Below are 17,423 nucleotides of genomic sequence, written 5' to 3'. Positions count from 1 at the left end.
TCGACACCAAGGTGGCCTTATGTACCACATGTTCAGGTGATTAGCGGCTCTCGGTCAAAGTTTGGTAGATCTGCTGATATGTCCGGGCCAGGCTGCTCCAGGTCCGGTGCGCGGCGACCTCGGTCCTCCCCGCCTCGCCCATCGCGCGGCGGCGCTCCGGGTCGTCCCGCAGGGCGGTGAGGGCTTCGGCGAGGGCCGCGGGGTCGCCGGGCCGTACGAGCAGCCCCGGGCTGCCGGGGGCGCCGCCCCCGGCGCCGAGGAGCTCGGCCAGCGCGGGCAGGTCGCTGAGCACGACCGGCTTGCCCAGCGCCATCGCCTCGACGGGCTTGAGCGGGGTGACCAGGCGGCAGACCCTCAGGTCCTCGCGTGGGCAGACGAAGATGTCGATCGCCGCCTGCGCCTGGAGCGCCTCGTCCGGTCCAACCCGGCCGGGCAGGATCGCGACGTCACCCAGGCCGAGCCGTTCGACCTGCTCCAGCAGCGCCGGCCGCTCGGCGCCGTCGCCGACCAGGAGGACCCGCACCGGCGTCCTGGCGTCGCGCAGCAGCGCCGCGGCGCTCAGCAGCGTCGCGAAGCCCTCGTAGCCGACGATGCTCGACACCGAGCCGACGACGATCTCGTCCCTGGCGATGCCGTACCGCTCACGCAGGGCCGCGCCGTCGTAGTCGGCGGTGAGCAGAGAGTCGTCCACCGCGTTGGGAGCGAGGTGGATCCGCTCCCGGGGGACGCCGCGCTCGACGATCTCGGCGGCCATCGTCTCGGCCAGCGTCACGACGGCGTCGGCGGCGCACATGATGGTCGCCTCGCGCTCGCGCTGCATCCGGTGGCGCTCGGTGCCGACCCGCCTGGGGTCGCGGGAGGCCCACGTCTCCTCGAGGAACCCGCGCACCTCGTAGACGAACGGGGTGTTCGTCCGCTCGCGTACGGCCATCGCCACCGAGCCGTTGCGGTGATCGGTGGCGGCGTGCAGCACCTGCGGACGCAGGGTGCGGACGAGTTCGGACACGTCGGCGGCGCCGCGGGTGATCCGGCCGCGGGTCTCGAACGGCACCTCGCCCTTCGGCAGGAGGCGGTAGTAGGGGATGCCGTCGATCTCGTCGTACGGCTCGGCCTCGGTGTGCCCCTGCAGCATCGGCCAGCCCCAGCTCGTCACGACGTGGGGGTCGAGCCCGGCGGCGCGCTGGGCGGTCACGATCCGGTGCGTGCGGACCGTGTAGCCCGCCTGTGTGTACGGCAGGGCGTTGGTGACCATGTGCAGCACCCGGCCGGGCACCCGCTCCCCCATGATCACCCTGGGCTTGGGCGGGATCGGATCGGGCCCGAGTGCGGCGATCTCACCCTCATACTGGGTGATCTTGCGGCGGACGAACGGCCACCGCTGGTGCGGGCGCAGGCTCTCGACGGCCTGCGTCATGTGGCCGGCGTCGAACAGCTCCTTCGACTTCTCCATCGGCCCGTCGGCCATCCGGCGCAGGATCTTGCGCCGGATCACCCTCGCGTAGCGGGCGGCCGGCCAGGCGACGCGGCCGACCACCGGGCGCAGGATCGACGGCGTCGCATCGGCGGCCGCCTGGGCCACCCGCAGGGGGTCGGACTTGACCTTGCCCACGAAGATCCGCGACACGAGGACCGGGTTCTTCGCGAAACCACGGAGGAAGCCGCCCAGACCGGCCCTGGCAGACTTGGCCGCTATCTCGGAAGCCGGCTTGGGAGTCGGCTTTGGAGTGGTAGGAGTGTTGGCCTCGGGTTGCACGGCGTGAACGTACCATAGGCAACGTTTGTCCCAGGGGGGTCAACGCACTGACGCTCGGATGAAAGGCGTGGTCAATGAGGGACAATCCGCTCGTCCTGCACGTGCTGGGCGCCCGGCCCAACTTCGTCAAGGCGGCACCGGTGGTCAAGGGCCTGGCGGAGCTCGGGGTCCGGCAGGGCATCATCCACACCGGTCAGCACTACGACGCGCTGATGTCGGATGTGTTCTTCGCCGACCTGGGCCTGCCCGAGCCGATCGCGAACCTCGGCGTCGGCTCCGGCTCGCACGCCCGGCAGACCGCCGCGCTGCTCACCGGCCTCGAAGACGTGGTGCTCGAGCACGCCCCTTCGCTGGTGGTCGTCTACGGCGACGTGAACTCCACGCTCGCCGCCATCCTCGTGTGCGCCAAGCTCCATGTGCCGACGGCGCACGTGGAGGCCGGCCTGCGGTCGTTCGACCGGGAGATGCCCGAGGAGGTCAACCGGGTGGTGACCGACGCGCTGTCCGACCTGCTGTTCGCCACCTCGCCCGAGGCGCTGTCGCACCTGACGAACGAGGGCGTCGACCCGGCCAGGGTGCACCTCGTGGGCAACCCGATGATCGACAGCCTGTTCGCCGCGCTGCCGGGGCTCGACCCGGCCCCGGTCCAGGAACGACTCGGTGTGTCGGGCAGGTACGCCGTCGCGACGCTGCACCGGCCGGCCAACGTGGACGACCCCGAGGCGGCCCGTGAGCTGGTCGAGGCGGTGCTCGGCGTCGCCGAGCAGGTGCCGGTCATCGTGCCACTGCACCCGCGCGGACGGCAGCGGCTGGCCGACGCCGGCCTGGTCGACCGGCCGAACCTCAAGATCGTCGATCCGCTCGGCTATGTGGACTTCCTGTCGCTGGTGCGGGGCGCGGCGCTGGTGGTGACCGACTCCGGAGGCGTACAGGAGGAGACGACCATGCTGGGCGTCCCGTGCCTGACCGTCCGGCCGAACACCGAGCGGCCGATCACCGTCACCCACGGCACCAACCGCCTCGTCACCCCCGCCGGGCTGACCGCCGCCGCCGGGAAGGCGCTCGCCGACGGCGCCGTCACGCCGAGCGGGGAACTGCCGCCGCTGTGGGACGGCGCCGCCGGGCCGAGGATCGCCCGAGTGATCGCGGCCTGGCTGCGCGGCGACAACCTCTCCCCCGCCTCCCGCGGCAAGCTCGGCTAGTTCGGGCAAATAGACACGAAGCGGGCGACAGTCGCCGTACGATGTCTTTTCCACAAAGGGGAGAAGTATGGCTGAGACGCACGAGACTCCTGATGAGACTCCTGAGGAACCCCGGTTCAAGCGGCTGGGGCCGGTGAACTGGCTGCCCGAGGAGCGCAAGCACGTCGAGTACTACGAGCAGCGGATCCGTGACCTGGAGAACCGGCTCGCCTATCAGGAGGCCCGCGCCGACTATGCCCTCTGGCGGGTCAAGGCCACCCAGACGCAGCGTCCGTACCGGGTGGCGGAGGTCCTGACCAGCGCGTCCAGGCCCGCCAAGTTCGTCCGGCTGCCGCGCGACCTCAAGAAGGCGATGAGGGACCGCAAGAGCGCGCCGAAGGCGCCGATGTCCGCGATCGAGGTCGCCGCGCTCGCCGAGGCGAAGGGCCCCGAGGTCAAGATCCCCAACCTGCAGTGGCCGGACGGCCCGGTGGTGCGGCCCGACATGCGGGTCGCGGTGATCCTCGACGACTTCTCCCGGCTGGCGTTCCGCTACGAATGGGACCAGATCGAGTTCGGCCTGCAGGACTGGCGGGAGATCTTCGCCGAGAAGCGGCCCGAGCTGCTCTTCTGCGAGTCGGCCTGGCACGGCAACCAGGGCCGGTGGCGTTACCAGATGACCGGGACCAACGCCCCCAAGCAGGAGTTGCGCGACCTGATCGCCTGGTGCGGGGAGGAGGGCATCCCCACGGTCTTCTGGAACAAGGAGGACCCGCCCAACTTCGACTTCTTCATCGAGACGGCCAAGCTGTTCGACTACGTGTACACGTGCGACGGCGACATGATCCCGAAATACCGCGAGAGGCTGGGACATGACAGGGTCGGCGTGCTGCAGTTCGCCGCCCAGCCGCGGATCCACAACCCGATCCAGACCAAGCAGGGCCGGCCGTACGACATCGTGTTCGCGGGCATGTACTTCCGCGACAAGCACCCCGAGCGGCGCGAGCAGATGGAGACGATCCTCGCCCCGGCACGCGACCTCGGCCTGCACATCTTCGCGCGCAACGACAGCGTGGCCGACAAGTACGCCTGGCCCGAGGAGTACCGCCCGCACATCGTCGGCGAGCTGCCGTACGAGCAGATGCTGGCCGCGTACAAGATGTACAAGGTCTTCCTGAACGTGAACTCGGTGATCGACTCACCGACCATGTGCGCCCGCCGGGTCTTCGAGCTGTCCGCGTGCGGGACGACCGTGCTGTCGGGGTGGTCGCGGGCGATCGAGGAGACGTTCGGGGAGCTGATCCCGGTCGCCCACTCCCAGGAGGAGGCCTACAACCGGGCGATCTATCTCATCAACAGCCCCGAGCTGCGGGCCCGCCAGGGCCATCTGGCCCTGCGCGAGGTGTTCGACAAGCACCTGTTCTCCCACCGGGTCGACCAGATCCTCACCGACCTCGGCCGCCAGATCGCGCCGCGGTCGCCGTCGATCTCCGTCGTGCTGCCGACCAACCGGGCCGGTCAGCTCGGGCACGCGATCCACCAGGTCGCCCGCCAGCGGCACCGCAACCTGGAGCTCGTGCTGGTCCTGCACGGCCTGTCGGAGGACCCGGCCGTGGTGCGGGACAAGGCGCTGGCCGCCGGCGTGCCCGCCGTCAAGGTGCTGACCGCCGATCCGGCCTGGACGCTGGGCGAGGTGCTCAACCACGGCATCGCCCACGCCGAGGGCGAGCTGATCGCCAAGATGGACGACGACAACATCTACGGCGAGCACTACCTGTCCGACCTGGTCCGGTCGTTCGACTACGCCGACGCCGAGATGGTCGGCAAGGGCGCGCACTACACGTACTTCCCGGCGCAGGACATCACGATCTTCCGCCTGCCCGGCCTGGAGCATCGCTACGCCCATCTCATCCAGGGGGCGACGATCCTGGCCAGGGCCGACCTGCTCCGGTCGTTCCCGTTCGAGCCGGTGAACGCCGGTGAGGACACCCGGCTCGTACGGCGCTGCAAGGCGGAGGGCGTCCGGATCTACTCGGCCGACCGGTTCAACTTCATCTACATGAGGGGTTCGGACGCCACCGCCCACACCTGGCAGGCCGCCGACTACAAGCTGACCCGCAACGCGCAGTTCTGCTTCGCCGGCAACCCGGAGAAACATGTCCTGATCTGATGAATGTCCCGGTCAGGCCTGATTCGCCGGGAATGCGGGGAGACAATCGGCCGTTGGTCACTCGCGTAACGGCGGCATGTCCCAGGGGAGCTAGGCAACGTGAGCACGGTCGCGGCTGGTGAGAAACGGGACGGCGTCGGGTTCAGGTCGGAGCGCGGGCCGGTGCTGGCCGCCATCATGCTGTGCACCGGCCTGGTGGCGCTGGACAGCACGATCATCGCGACCGCGGTGCCGTCCGTCGTCTCCGATCTGGGCGGGTTCTCCCAGTTTCCGTGGCTGTTCTCGATCTATCTGCTCACCCAGGCGGTGACCGTCCCGATCTACGGCAAGCTCGCCGACGTCTTCGGACGCAAGCCGGTGATGTTCTTCGGCATCGGCGCCTTCCTGCTCGGGTCCGTGCTGTGCGGCGCCGCGTGGAGCATGCCGACGCTCATCCTCTTCCGCGCGATCCAGGGCATCGGAGCCGGAGCCGTCCAGCCCATCAGCATGACCATGGTCGGGGACATGTACTCGGTGGAGGAACGGGCCCGGGTGCAGGGCTACCTCGCCAGTGTGTGGGGCGTCTCGGCGGTCGTCGGGCCCACGCTGGGCGGGGTGTTCTCCGACTACGTGACCTGGCGGTGGATCTTCTTCATCAACCTCCCGCTCGGCGCGGTCGCGTCCTGGACGCTCGCCCGGCGGTTCAAGGAGCGGGTGACCCGCGGCTCACACCGGATCGACTACCTGGGCGCGGTGCTGCTCACCGTCGGTTCGTCCCTGCTCATCCTCGGCCTGCTCGAAGGCGGCGTGGCCTGGAGCTGGGGATCGCCGATCAGCCTGGCCATCTTCGCGGCGGGCGTGGCCCTGGTGGTCTCCTTCGTCCTCGTGGAACGCCGGGCGGCCGAGCCGGTGCTGCCGCTGTGGGTGTTCCGCCACCGCGTGCTGACCGGCGGCAACATCGCCGCGCTGGGCATCGGCGCGTTCACGATCGGACTCAGCTCCTACGTGCCCACGTACGCGCAGGGCGTGCTCGGCACGAGTGCCCTGGTGGCGGGCTTCACCCTGGCCGCGCTCAGCATCGGCTGGCCGTTCGCCGCGACGCTCTCGGGCCGTCTCTACATGCGCATCGGTTTCCGTGACACCTCGCTGATCGGGACCACCGTCATCGTGGCCGGGGCCGTACTGTGCGTCCTGCTCGGCCAGGAGTCCCAGGTCTGGCAGGTGGCGGGGGCGTGCCTGGTCATCGGCCTCGGCATGGGACTCACGGCGAGTCCCACGCTGGTCGCCGTTCAGTCCGTCGTCGGATGGGAACGCCGCGGCGTGGTGACCGGGACCAACATGTTCTGCCGGTCGATCGGCAGCGCGGTCGGCGCGGCGGTCCTGGGCGCCGTCTCGAACGCGACGCTGTCGGACCGCCTCGCCCACCCGCCGGCCTCGGTGGGCGGCGACCGGCTGCCCAGGAGCGTGGACGCCACGAGCGCGGTGCTGACCGGGCAGGGCGCGGCGGACTCGGCCGCGATGTCCTTCATCCGCGGCGCGCTCCACGACGCCGTCCACAACGTGTTCCTCACCCTCCTCGTCGTGGCCGTGCTCATCGTCGGCGGACTGCTTCTCATGCCCCGCCGCCGCGCCCAGGCCGCCACCGAGACCAGCTGACCGGCTCTCGAAGCCAGGGTGACGAACTCGCTCCGAGATTCGGCGGGGCGACTGAAATCATCTAAGCCCATTTCGTCGAAGTGGAGTTAGATGGTTCGTCCCCGTGCGGGTGACGGGGACGAACGTTCGTGTCGTCAGCGGCTTCCGGAACGACGTCTTGCGGAACGACGGCCGTCAGGACGCGGTGTCGATGGCGTTCTTCGCGGCGGGCTCGGCGCCGTTTCCGGTCCCGTTGACGCCGGCCGCCAGGCCGTTGCCGCCGGAGAGCAGGGATCGGGCCAGGCCGAGACCGGTGCCACCGAGGGTGAGGGCCTTGGCCAGCATCTCCTCGATGCCCTGGGCGCCGTTCAGCACCACCATGTGATCGACGTTGCCGAACGCCTTCGAGCCGGCCTCCACGATCTGCGGCCAGTTCTCGGCGAGCTGCTGGGCGATGACGGCCTCCTGGTTCTCGGCCAGCGCCTCCGAGCGTGCGCGGATCGCCTCGGCCTCGGCCAGACCCTTCGCCCTGGCCGCCTCGGCCTCCGCCAGGCCGCGTGCCTTCGCGGCCTCGGCCTCACCCAGACCCGTCGCCTTCGTCGCGGCGGCCGCGGCCTCACCGCGGAGCCGTACCGCCTCGGCCTCGGCCGCCGCCGTCTGCTTCACCTGCGACGCCTGGGCGGCGGCACGCAGTTCGGTCTCCCTGGCCTCGGCCTCCGCCTGGGCGATGCGCGCGTCGCGCTCGGCCTGCGACAGCGTCACGGTCTCGTACGCCTTGGCGTCGGCGGGCTTGCGCACCTGGGACTGCAGCCGCTGCTCGGAGAGCTGTGCCTCCAGCTCGGCGGCCCTGGTCTCCTGGACCACGACCTCCTGGCGGGCGGCGGCCTCCGACAGCGGGCCGGCCTGGCGGGTGCGCGCCTGGGCCTGATCGATCTCGGCCTGGTAGGACGCCTGCTTGATCTGGGCGTCACGCCAGGCCGCGGCCTTGTTCGCGGCCGCGACCTGCTCTGCCTCGGTCGCCTCCTGGTCGCGCTGCGCCTCGGCGATGCGGGCGGCGGCGGCGATCCTTGCGGCGTGCGGCTTACCCAGGTTCGTGATGTAGCCGGTCTCGTCGTCGATCTCCTGAATCTGCAGCGAGTCCACCACCAGGCCGAGCTTGCTCATCTCGTCGGCGGCCGAGCTGCGCGTCTCGCTGGTGAGCCGCTCACGGTTCAGGATGAGATCCTCGACGGTCAGGTTGCCGGTGATCGAGCGCAGGTGACCGGTGAACAGCTCGTGGATCGCGTCGTTCATCGAGTCCTGCTGGTCGAGGAAGCGCCGGGCGGCGTTCGCGATGCTCACGAAGTCGTCGCCGACTTTGTAGATCACCACCCCGCGCACCTGGACGGGGATCCCCTGCTGGGTGACGCAGGACACCTGCAGGTTGGTCGCCCGGCTGTCGAGCCTGAGCCGGCGCGCCGTCTGGAACCCGGGCAGCACGGCCGTGCCCTTGCCCGTGACGATCTTGAATCCCAGGCTGTCGGCCAGTTCGTTCCTCGTGTGGGCGCCGAGACCGGAGATGATCAGCGCCTCGTTGGGTTCGGCGACCCGCCAGACGGCCTTGAACAGCATGATGAGGATGATGAGGACGACGACAGCCGCGCCCACGAACAGGATTTCCGTCGGCATTCATGCCTCCGTGATCGGGGGATGGTAGGGGCAACACGCCCCGGGTCAGACGATCGCTCGGGCTACGTAGACCGTGCGCGGTGGCGAATACTCCACGACGACGACCATCGATCCGACCGGGATCTCCTCGTCCGGGACACTGGGATGGGCGTAGAACGCCTCGGTGCCCCCGCGAATCGGCACCATCACCTCACCCACAAGGCCTGGGCCGATCTTTCCCGTGACCCTGCCCTGCCTGCCGATCACCGTGTCACCCCGTCGTCACGTCCCGTCACCCGTAGTTCACCGCGAATGCGCACGTTACCCCGGATTTCCGCGTTACGACAGCACTCGAAGGAAAGCCCTCCGCGGTCTGCCGCGTCGCGCCCGGATACGCCGCACACGATTCGTCTTCGCCCAGATAACGGGCGACTTCTCATAATGGTTCCATATCAGTTCTTAAACGATTTTCCGATGATTCTGCCTCAGGAGTCGGCTGCGGACGGCCCGAGACCGGTGGCGGTGAGGCTGGCCCGCCAGAGGGCTTCGGCGAGCGCGGGGTCGGACATCCGGCTCGGCACACCGACGGGGAGGTTACGGGCGAAGTATCGGCCTGGGTGCGCGACGCCGTCCTCATGAGTGGCCAGATGAACGATCCTGCCGGCCCCGGCCGCCACGGGTTCGGACATGCCGGGCATCCGGGTGACCAACCGCATGTAGCGCGTGTCGGCGGCGAACCCGGTCTTCAGCACTCCGGGATGCAGGCAGGTCGCGGCCAGGCCCCGCTCGGCCAACGACACGGTGAACAGCGCGTTGGCCTGCTTCGAATCGCCGTACTGCAGCCACCCGTTCCAGCGGCGCCGTTCCCGCGACAGGTCCCCCGGATCGAGGCGGCCGGCCCTGGCGGCCCGAGACGAGGTGGTCACGACCCGTGCGCCGCACGCCCTCAGCCGGTCGATCAGCAGGTTGGTCAGCAGGAACGGCGCGAGGTGGTTGACCTGAATGATCAACTCGTTGTCGTCCTCGGTGATCCGACGCTCGCCGACCATCATGCCCGCGTTGTTGATCAGAACATCGATTCGCTGACACCGGTCGAGCAACTCACGGGCCAGCCGCCGCACCTGATCCAGGGAGGCGAAGTCCGCGACCAGGACGTCCGCCGGCGTTCCGGCGATCGAGCCGACACGATCCGCGACCCCCGCCAGCCTGGCCGGGTCACGACCGACGAGCACAAGTCGATGCCCCCGCTTCGCGAGATCAAGGGCGGCGACTGCCCCGATTCCGGAACTTGCCCCAGTGATCACTGTATTCATCAGATCCTCCCAATGCGCCAGAACTGTATAGGTGCTAGCCTGCTGTGCGATCTTCCGGAGGTGCATTTTCCGCAAATGCGCACGAGCCTCCAGCAATGCAGGAGTGGCCATGGGTTCGAGAAACCGGTCGATTCGGTTCAAGATCTTTTTACTGCTGCTCCTACCCCTACTCATGCTGAGTGCCATGTGGGGGTTTGTCCTAAAACTGACGGTTGGTGATGGTTTAGCCCTGTATCGGGCAAAGACCCTGTACGACACCCTCGGCGTCACCTCTACCGACCTCGGGCTGCAGCTGCAGACCGAGCGCGCGATCACCGCCAAGTTGCTCAGCTCCGGCCAGACCAACTCGGCCGATCTCAGCACGCAGCAGAAGAAGACCACGCAGTCGCTCGACACGTTCATGGGGATGGCCCGCGACGGGGGCACCCGCGACTCACTCAGCGGCGAGCTCCAGGCGAACCTCGACACCGTGCTCGGCTCGTTCGAACGCCTGTCCTTCATCCGCGAGGCGGTCGCGACGGGCAGGTTCAACCGGCTGCAGGCCATCGACGGCTACAACGGGCTGATGGACCAGCTCTTCGGCCTGTACGAGCGGCTCGTCTCCGTCCCGGACCTGACCATCTTCCAGCAGGCGGGCGCACTGCAGGGGATGGGCAACGCGTACGAGATGATCGCGCGTGAGGACGCCCTGATCCGCGGCGCCCTCGTCAGCCGGCGGCTGACGCAGGAGGAGCAGAACGCGTTCAGCGAGTGGGTCTCCACCCGCCGCTTCCTCTATCGCAAGAACCGGTCGGTCCTGAGCGGCGAGATGCGGGCGCCGTACGAGCGAGTGCTGGGCTCCCCGATGTTCGCCCGCTTCGCCGACCTCGAGAACCTCGTCGTCAACCAGGTGCGCTCGGGTGGTCCGCTCCCTGCCGCGGCGGGGAGGTGGGAGGCCACGGTCCAGAGCATCACTTCCGAGCTCGACAGCGCCCGTGCCCGGGCCACCGATGCCCTGAACGCGGAGTCCGCCTCCACCGCGACCGGCATCATGACCCGCATCGTGATCGCCGGGGGGCTCGGCCTCGTGGCGATCGCCTTCACGATCATCTTCTCGGTCCGGTTCGGCCGGCGCCTCGCCCACGATCTCGCGGACCTGCGGGACGCGGCGCTCGACCTCGCCGACGTACGACTCCCGCGAGTCGTCGCGAAGCTCAGGCAGGGTGAGGACGTCGACGTCGCGGCCGAGGCGCCGCCCATCCGCGCCGGCGGCTCGCTGGAGGTCGAGGACGTCGCGCACGCGTTCACCTCGGTGCAGCGGACCGCCGTCGAGGCCGCCGTCGGCCAGGCCAACCTGCGCAAGGGCGTGAGCCAGGTCTTCCTCAACCTGGCCCGGCGCAACCAGGGCCTGCTGCACCGCCAGCTCACCCTGCTCGACATGATGCAGCGCCGTACCGACGACCCGGAGTCCCTGCGGGAGCTGTTCCGGCTGGACCACCTGACGACCCGCATGCGCCGCCACGCGGAGAGCCTGATCATCCTCTCGGGCTCCACTCCCGGCCGGTCCTGGCGCAAGCCGGTGCCGGTCATCGACGTCGTCCGCGCCGCGATCTCCGAGGTCGAGGACTACACCCGCATCTCGATGACACCGATGCCGGAAGCGTCGCTCACCGGCGCGTCGGTGGCCGACATCGTGCACCTGATCGCGGAACTGATGGAGAACGCGGCGATTTTCTCGCCGCCGCAGACGAAGGTGCGGGTGCGCGGCGAGGTCGTCGCGAACGGGCTGGTGCTCGAGGTCGAGGACCGCGGCCTGGGGCTGGAGCCGGAGAAGTACGACGAGATCAACATGCGGCTCGCCGACCCGCCCGAGTTCGACCCGGCGGACAGCGACCGGCTCGGCCTGTTCGTCGTCAGCCAGCTCGCCGGCCGGTACGGAATCAACGTGTTCCTGCGCAGTTCGCCGTACGGCGGAACGACCGCGATCGTGCTCATCCCGCGCGCCCTGGTGGCCGGCGACGGGGCTCCGCCCGCGATCACCGGATCGGCTGAGCAGGCCCCGTACGCGCAGAACTCGCACGCGCAGAACTCGCACGCGCAGGGCCCGTACGCGCAGGGCCCAGCGCCGCATGTGACGGCCCCTGCCCTCGCAGCCGGCACGCATGCCAAACCGGGTCCGGCCACCATGCACCAGGGTGAATCGAACCGGGATGAATCCCACCGGGGTGAATCGCGGAATATGCCCGCCGAAAGCGACGACCCGGACTCCTCGCCATTCTTCACCCCTGCCGCCCTGCGTACCGAGGCCGTGCCCTCGGCACTTCGGGCAGACCTCGCCGAGCCGGGCTCCCCCGGCCCGAACCGTGGCGACCCAGACTCCGGCAGCTCAGGCTCCGGCAGCCCTTCGGAGAATGGTGCGAACGACACCGAGGCTCACCGCGATCCGCGTACCGAGTCAGGTCTGGCCGATCCAGGTCTGGCCGATTCGGGGCCGGGCGTTTCGGGGCCGGGCGTTTCGGAACAAGCGGCGGTCAGGCACAATAAGCCGGAACAGAAGGGTTTGGATCAGGACGGTCTCCGCCAGGATGGCTTTACCGGGAACGGCTCCCGGCTGGTGAGAGGGTCCATTGCGAACGGCACGCATGCCGGACTGCCACGCCGGGTGCGCCAGGCCAGCATCGCGCCACAGCTCCGAGACCAGCCGCCGCTCTCGGCGCCGATCCCGGACACGGGTTGCGACAGCCGGTCCCCGGAGGAGGCCAGGGCGATGCTCTCGGCGATCCAGCGAGGCGCGCAGCGCGGCCGCGAGGAGTCGGAGCAGCCGGGCGGCGGCACTCCCGACGACCACGCACAGAACATGCACGGCGAGAAAGGTGACGAATGACCGGCAAAGCGACGTCGAACGGCGAACTCAACTGGCTGCTCGACGATCTCATCAGCAGGGTCGCCGCCGTCCGACAGGCGGTGATCCTCTCCACCGACGGCCTCGTCGTTGGAGCCTCGCAGGGGCTGAGCCGAGAGGACGCGGAGCACCTGTCCGCGGTCGCCGCCGGCTTCCAGAGCCTGGCACGCGGTGCGGGACGGCACTTCGGCGGGGGCGAGGTACGCCAGACGATCGTCGAGATGGAGACCGCGTTCCTGTTCGTGACGGCCGCCGGGCAGGGCACCTGCCTGGCCGTGCTCGCGGCCTCCGACGCGGACGTCGGCCACATCGCGTACGAGATGGCCATGCTCGTCAAGCGGGTCGGCCAGCACATCTCGACGAACCCCCGGCGGATCTCTCCATGAGATGGCAGGCCACATGACGGAACCCACGTGGATGGACGAAGAGGCCGGCCAGTTCGTCCGGCTGTACGCGTTGACCGGAGGCCGCACGCGGTCTTCCGGCGACGACTTCGATCTGATCGCCATGGTTACCGCCATCCCTGAGTCGGCGGGGGACGACTCGGGCATCGGGCCCGAACAGCGGCGCATCCTGGAGATCGCCCGCTTCGGCGCCTCGGTGGCGGACATCGCATCCGATGTGGGCCTGCCGCTCGGCGTGGTCCGCGTACTACTCGGGGATCTCCACGACCTGGGACAGATCGACGTACGGTCCCCGGTCAAGGTGGCGCCGCTGCCAAGCGAGCGCATTCTCAAGGAAGTGATCAATGGCCTTCGCGCCCTCTGAGGAGCCGGTCGCCCTCAAGATCCTCGTGGCCGGCGGTTTCGGTGTCGGAAAGACCACGCTGGTCGGGGCGATCAGTGAGATTCGTCCTTTGCGCACCGAGGAGGTGTTGTCCGATCGTGGCGTGGGCGTGGACGACACCGACGGTGTGGAGGGGAAGACCACCACGACCGTGGCGATGGACTTCGGCCGGATCACCATCAGGGAAGGCCTCGTGGTCTACCTGTTCGGCACACCGGGCCAGGAACGTTTCTGGTTCATGTGGGACGAACTTTCCTATGGCGCCCTGGGGGCGGTCGTGCTGGCCGACACCCGCCGCCTCACGGACTGCTTTCCGTCCATTGACTATTTCGAGCAACGCGGCACCCCCTTCATTGTTGCGGTGAACTGCTTCGATGGCGCTGAAACCCATGAGCCTGAGGACGTGCGAATCGCTCTCGACCTCGATCCGGACGTACCCGTGCTGCTGTGCGACGTACGGCGGCGGGCCTCCGCCAAAGTCGTGCTCGTCACCCTCGTCGAGCACGCACTCAAGATGCTGACCGCCGCGCAGCGCTAGACGCGCCGTTCATTGAGGATCAGCGATCCGCAGTGATTCGCCCGTTGCCGGGCGAAGGTCCCCCATCTGATCCGGGCGGTCGTGTGCCGCCCGGCGCGGGGTAGACGCTTCACGGCCACCCCGCCTTGCCTCCGTCCCCGTCTCCGATCCCAGCGGCGGTCACAAGCAGGCCGCGACGACGGGGGCGACCGGCAGGACTGTCCGATCGGTCAGTTATCGTGGGTGCATGGCACGTTCCGCTACCGCGATGCGCGAGGAGATCCTGGAGTCGGCGGCGCGGCTGTTCGCCACGCGCGGCTTCCGCGGCACGTCGCTGCAGGACATCGCCTCGGACGTGGGCTGCGCCAAGGCGTCCCTGCTGTACCACTTCGCGAACAAAGACGCGATCTTGGCTGAGCTGCTGACACCGGCCGGGCGGGAGCTGGCCGAGCTCGCAGAGCGCCTCGCGCCGCTGGACGGCGACGAGGCCGCACGGGCGGCGGTCGCCGGGCTCGTCGGGCTGTCGATGCGCTTCCGGCTGCAGGTCAAGATCCTCCTGCAGGACATCGACGCCATGCTCAACCGCCCGGAGTTGCCTGATGTGGACGCCGTCATCGAGCGACTGATCGACTCGCTGGCCGGCCGTTCGGCTGCTCCGCAGGCCCGGGTGCGGGCCTGGATGGCGCTGACGGCGATCTTCCTGACGAGCGCCGCCGACCTTCCGGTGCCCGACGAGACGATATGCGCCGAGTTGCGCCGCGGCGCGCAGCGCACGCTCGACCTTCCGATCGACTGACCTCTCGAGAAAGAGACCTTCTTCCCCCATGGCAACCTTGCTGTACCGGCTGGGCCGGTTCTCCTTCCGCAGGCGGGGGCTTGTCGCCGCCGTGTGGCTGCTGTCGCTGGTGCTGTTGGGCGGGGCGGTCGCCGCCTTCAGCGGTTCCACGACGGACAAATTCACCATGCCCGGCACCGAGTCGCAGCGGGCACTCGATGCGCTGGCCAAGGAGTTTCCGCAGGCCGGCGGGGCCACCGGGACCATCGTCGTCGCCGCTCCGCAGGGGCAGAAGCTCGCCCCCGCCGCCGTCGCGCCCGTGGTGAAGGAGGCCGCGGCCATCCCCGGCGTCGTCGCGGCCCTGGACCCGTTCCAGTCTCGCGCGGTCTCCGCCGATGGCCGTTACGCCCTGGTTCAGGTGCAGTTCGACCGGAGCGCTCAGGAGGTCACCGACGCCCAGCGTGCGGCGTACCTGAAGGCCGGTTCATCGGCGACCGGGCTACGGGTCGAGCACGGCGGCGAAGTCATGAGAAGCGCGCCCGAAGTGGGCGGATCGGAAGGGCTCGGCGTCCTGATCGCCGCGGCTGTGCTGATCGTCACCTTCGGCTCGCTGGTGGCGGCCGGCATGACGCTGCTGAACGCGCTGATCGGCGTCGGCGTCGGCATGGCCGGTCTGTACGCGCTCAGCGGCGTCGTCGAGTTGACCTCCGTAACGCCGGTGCTCGCGCTGATGCTCGGCCTGGCCGTCGGCATCGACTACTCGCTGTTCATCACCTCTCGGTATCGCCAGTTCCTCGCTGAGGGCATGGAACCCGAAGACGCCGCCGGCCGGGCCACCGGCACCGCCGGAACGGCGGTCGTCTTCGCCGGAGCCACCGTGGTGATCGCGCTCGCCGGGCTGTCGGTCGTCGGCATCCCGTTCCTGAGCGTCATGGGCCTGGCCGCCGCGGGCACCGTGGCCGTCGCCGTCCTGGTCGCGCTCACCCTGCTGCCCGCCTTCCTGTCGTACGCCGGCGCCCGCGTGCTGCCGCGCGAACAGCGCACCGGCGGGAGCGCGGGCCGAGAGGGCTTCGGGTACGCCTGGGGGCGGATCGTCACCCGGCTGCGCGTGCCGATCCTGCTGGCGGGGATCCTCGCCCTGGGCGCGCTGACGCTCCCGGCCCAGGACCTGCGCCTCGCTCTGCCGGACGCCGGCGCCGCCGCCCCCGGCTCCGCCGAGCGCCGGGCGTACGACCTGACCAGCGAGGGGTTCGGCGAGGGCTTCAACGCCCGCCTGATCGCCGTGGTCTCCGCCGACGACGCCCAGGCGACGACGGCGGCCGCCGGGCAGGTCGCGAAGCTGATCCAGCAGACCGAGGGCGTGCTGGCCGTGGCCCCGCCACAGACGAACGCGGCCGGCACCACCGCGCTGCTGACCATCATTCCGAAGGCCGGGCCCACCGACGTGGCCACCGAGAACGCCGTCCACGCCATCCGCGCCCAGGTCGCCGGCATCGGGGGCGCGGAGATCGCGCTGACCGGTGCGACCGCCGTCGGCATCGACGTCTCCGACAAGCTGGCCGACGCCATGCCGGTGTACCTGCTGCTGGTGGTCGGCCTGTCGGTGCTGCTGCTGATGCTGGTCTTCCGCTCGATCCTGGTGCCGGTCAAGGCGGCGCTCGGCTTCCTGCTCACCGTGGGCTCGACCTTCGGCATCACGGTGGCGATCTTCCAGCAGGGGCATCTGGCCGATCTGGTCGGCCTGGACGTACCGGGTCCGCTGGTCAGCTTCCTGCCGATCCTGCTGATCGGCATCCTGTTCGGGCTGGCCATGGACTATGAGGTGTTCCTGGTCTCGCGGATGCGGGAGGATTTCGTTCACGGCGACACGGCCCGGCAGGCCACGATCAACGGCATGGGACACAACGCCAGGGTCGTCACCGCCGCCGCGTTGATCATGGCGTCCGTGTTCGGCGGGTTCGTGTTCATGGACGACCCGATCATCAAGTCCATGGGCTTCGCGCTGGCCATCGGCGTGCTCATCGACGCCTTCGTCGTCCGCATGACCCTCGTTCCGGCGGTGATGTCCATGCTCGACCGTGCCGCCTGGTGGCTGCCGCGTCCGCTGGCCCGGGCGCTGCCCAACCTCGACGTCGAGGGCGAACGCCTGCGTCGGCGACTCTCCGACGAGCGCGTCCTCGAGCAGGTGTAGAGCTCAACGAGACGGCTGCCCCGCTCGAGATGACGTCGGCGGCGAAGCCCGTTCGCATCATCGGGAGGCCGGCCCCGGAGTCCCGCCAACTACAACGAGGAGCGGCTGCGACTAACCCCCCTGTCGCAGCCGCTCTGTCGTGGCGTGTCGCCATCCCCGTCCCTGCCGTGCCCCAGGTTGCCCGGCGGGCCGTGGTGCCTGCCCAGGGCTGGTGGGCAGGACCTGGACACGAGCATCCGATGTCCGGACGGCTCTTCGCCACGAATTGGGGGGCGAGAGACGCGTACCGGGGTCTTCCGCGTCTCTCGCCGTTTTCTGGACGGGATGCGTTGTGCGTTCCCGCCAAGATCATTGCGGTGCTGTCGCTCGGCGTTGTGGTGTGCTGTGTCCATCCACAGCGCCGAGCGACAGCGGGCTCAGCGGTTAGTGGTGGCCACCCCCGTAATCACCACCGTGGTTGCCCCCGGCCCTAGTTGCCGCCGCCGCGGTTGTGGCCGCCGCCCCAGCCGCCGCCGCCCCAGTTGTTGCCGCCCCCGCCCCCGTGGTTGCCGCCCCCGTGGTTGCCACCGCCGGGAGTGCCGCCGCCGGGAGTGCC

Annotated in this window: 13 protein-coding genes; 9 read left to right on the top strand and 4 right to left on the bottom strand. The window is 69.5% G+C overall.

The genetic code is table 11. The annotated features are described in order from the left end of the window. Positions 1–40: 40 nt before the first annotated feature. Positions 41–1,753 (bottom strand): glycosyltransferase, encoded by a 1,713-nt coding sequence (locus Mth01_RS25370; protein WP_204018464.1) that lies wholly within the window; start codon positions 1,751–1,753, stop codon positions 41–43. A gap of 74 nt (positions 1,754–1,827) precedes the next feature. On the opposite strand from Mth01_RS25370, the gene wecB reads away from it, so the two are divergent. The 3 genes from wecB to Mth01_RS25355 all read left to right on the top strand — a co-directional run bounded on the left by wecB (position 1,828) and on the right by Mth01_RS25355 (position 6,739). Then, positions 1,828–2,955: a non-hydrolyzing UDP-N-acetylglucosamine 2-epimerase gene (gene wecB, locus Mth01_RS25365; RefSeq protein ID WP_204018463.1), complete on the top strand. Its 1,128-nt coding sequence runs from the start codon at positions 1,828–1,830 to the stop codon at positions 2,953–2,955. 67 nt (positions 2,956–3,022) lie between these two features. Continuing rightward, on the top strand, positions 3,023–5,104 hold the full coding sequence (locus Mth01_RS25360) for a glycosyltransferase family protein (protein WP_204018462.1): 2,082 nt from the start codon (positions 3,023–3,025) through the stop codon (positions 5,102–5,104). Positions 5,105–5,203: 99 nt separating this feature from the next. Beyond that, positions 5,204–6,739: an MDR family MFS transporter gene (locus Mth01_RS25355; RefSeq protein WP_239089994.1), complete on the top strand. Its 1,536-nt coding sequence runs from the start codon at positions 5,204–5,206 to the stop codon at positions 6,737–6,739. A gap of 174 nt (positions 6,740–6,913) precedes the next feature. Here Mth01_RS25355 and Mth01_RS30220 read toward each other — a convergent pair whose 3' ends face one another. The 3 genes from Mth01_RS30220 to Mth01_RS25340 form a co-directional block, all read right to left on the bottom strand. Next, on the bottom strand, positions 6,914–8,386 hold the full coding sequence (locus tag Mth01_RS30220) for a flotillin family protein (protein ID WP_204018461.1): 1,473 nt from the start codon (positions 8,384–8,386) through the stop codon (positions 6,914–6,916). A gap of 45 nt (positions 8,387–8,431) precedes the next feature. After that, positions 8,432–8,632 (bottom strand): hypothetical protein, encoded by a 201-nt coding sequence (locus Mth01_RS25345; RefSeq protein ID WP_204018460.1) that lies wholly within the window; start codon positions 8,630–8,632, stop codon positions 8,432–8,434. A gap of 218 nt (positions 8,633–8,850) precedes the next feature. Beyond that, positions 8,851–9,678, bottom strand: coding sequence for an SDR family NAD(P)-dependent oxidoreductase (locus Mth01_RS25340; RefSeq protein WP_204018459.1), 828 nt, complete (start codon positions 9,676–9,678; stop codon positions 8,851–8,853). Between the two features lie 184 nt (positions 9,679–9,862). Here Mth01_RS25340 and Mth01_RS25335 point away from each other — a divergent pair, with 184 nt between their 5' ends. The 6 genes from Mth01_RS25335 to Mth01_RS25310 all read left to right on the top strand — a co-directional run bounded on the left by Mth01_RS25335 (position 9,863) and on the right by Mth01_RS25310 (position 16,828). After that, the gene (locus Mth01_RS25335) at positions 9,863–12,541 is read left to right on the top strand and encodes a sensor histidine kinase (RefSeq protein ID WP_204018458.1); all 2,679 of its coding nucleotides are present in this window, start codon (positions 9,863–9,865) and stop codon (positions 12,539–12,541) included. Beyond that, positions 12,538–12,945: a roadblock/LC7 domain-containing protein gene (locus Mth01_RS25330; RefSeq protein WP_204018457.1), complete on the top strand. Its 408-nt coding sequence runs from the start codon at positions 12,538–12,540 to the stop codon at positions 12,943–12,945. The genes Mth01_RS25335 and Mth01_RS25330 overlap by 4 nt, the downstream gene beginning before the upstream one ends. Before the next feature lie 13 nt (positions 12,946–12,958). After that, a complete protein-coding gene (locus Mth01_RS25325) occupies positions 12,959–13,327 on the top strand; it encodes a DUF742 domain-containing protein (RefSeq protein WP_204018456.1) in 369 nt (122 codons plus the stop codon). Further along, positions 13,308–13,883, top strand: a complete 576-nt coding sequence (locus Mth01_RS25320) for a GTP-binding protein (RefSeq protein WP_204018455.1) — start codon at positions 13,308–13,310, stop codon at positions 13,881–13,883. Before Mth01_RS25325 ends, Mth01_RS25320 begins: the two co-directional genes overlap by 20 nt. 226 nt (positions 13,884–14,109) lie before the next feature. After that, entirely contained in the window at positions 14,110–14,658 is a 549-nt protein-coding gene (locus Mth01_RS25315; RefSeq protein WP_204018454.1) for a TetR/AcrR family transcriptional regulator, read from the top strand. A gap of 28 nt (positions 14,659–14,686) precedes the next feature. Beyond that, positions 14,687–16,828, top strand: a complete 2,142-nt coding sequence (locus Mth01_RS25310; RefSeq protein ID WP_204018453.1) for an MMPL family transporter — start codon at positions 14,687–14,689, stop codon at positions 16,826–16,828. Positions 16,829–17,423 lie beyond the last annotated feature (595 nt).

Source organism: Sphaerimonospora thailandensis (genome assembly GCF_016863115.1).
GTDB lineage: Bacteria > Actinomycetota > Actinomycetes > Streptosporangiales > Streptosporangiaceae > Sphaerimonospora > Sphaerimonospora cavernae.
This window is presented reverse-complemented; position numbering and strand designations above follow the sequence as displayed.

Bases quoted from the DNA above. Each gene is read 5' to 3' on its own strand.
- Mth01_RS30220 (WP_204018461.1), bottom strand. From the start codon at position 8,386: ATGCCGACGGAAATCCTGTTCGTGGGCGCGGCTGTCGTCGTCCTCATC.
- Mth01_RS25330 (WP_204018457.1), top strand. From the start codon at position 12,538: ATGACCGGCAAAGCGACGTCGAACGGCGAACTCAACTGGCTGCTCGAC.
- Mth01_RS25335 (WP_204018458.1), top strand. From the start codon at position 9,863: ATGTGGGGGTTTGTCCTAAAACTGACGGTTGGTGATGGTTTAGCCCTG.
- wecB (WP_204018463.1), top strand. From the start codon at position 1,828: ATGAGGGACAATCCGCTCGTCCTGCACGTGCTGGGCGCCCGGCCCAAC.
- Mth01_RS25320 (WP_204018455.1), top strand. From the start codon at position 13,308: ATGGCCTTCGCGCCCTCTGAGGAGCCGGTCGCCCTCAAGATCCTCGTG.
- Mth01_RS25315 (WP_204018454.1), top strand. From the start codon at position 14,110: ATGGCACGTTCCGCTACCGCGATGCGCGAGGAGATCCTGGAGTCGGCG.
- Mth01_RS25325 (WP_204018456.1), top strand. From the start codon at position 12,959: ATGACGGAACCCACGTGGATGGACGAAGAGGCCGGCCAGTTCGTCCGG.
- Mth01_RS25360 (WP_204018462.1), top strand. From the start codon at position 3,023: ATGGCTGAGACGCACGAGACTCCTGATGAGACTCCTGAGGAACCCCGG.
- Mth01_RS25340 (WP_204018459.1), bottom strand. From the start codon at position 9,678: ATGAATACAGTGATCACTGGGGCAAGTTCCGGAATCGGGGCAGTCGCC.
- Mth01_RS25310 (WP_204018453.1), top strand. From the start codon at position 14,687: ATGGCAACCTTGCTGTACCGGCTGGGCCGGTTCTCCTTCCGCAGGCGG.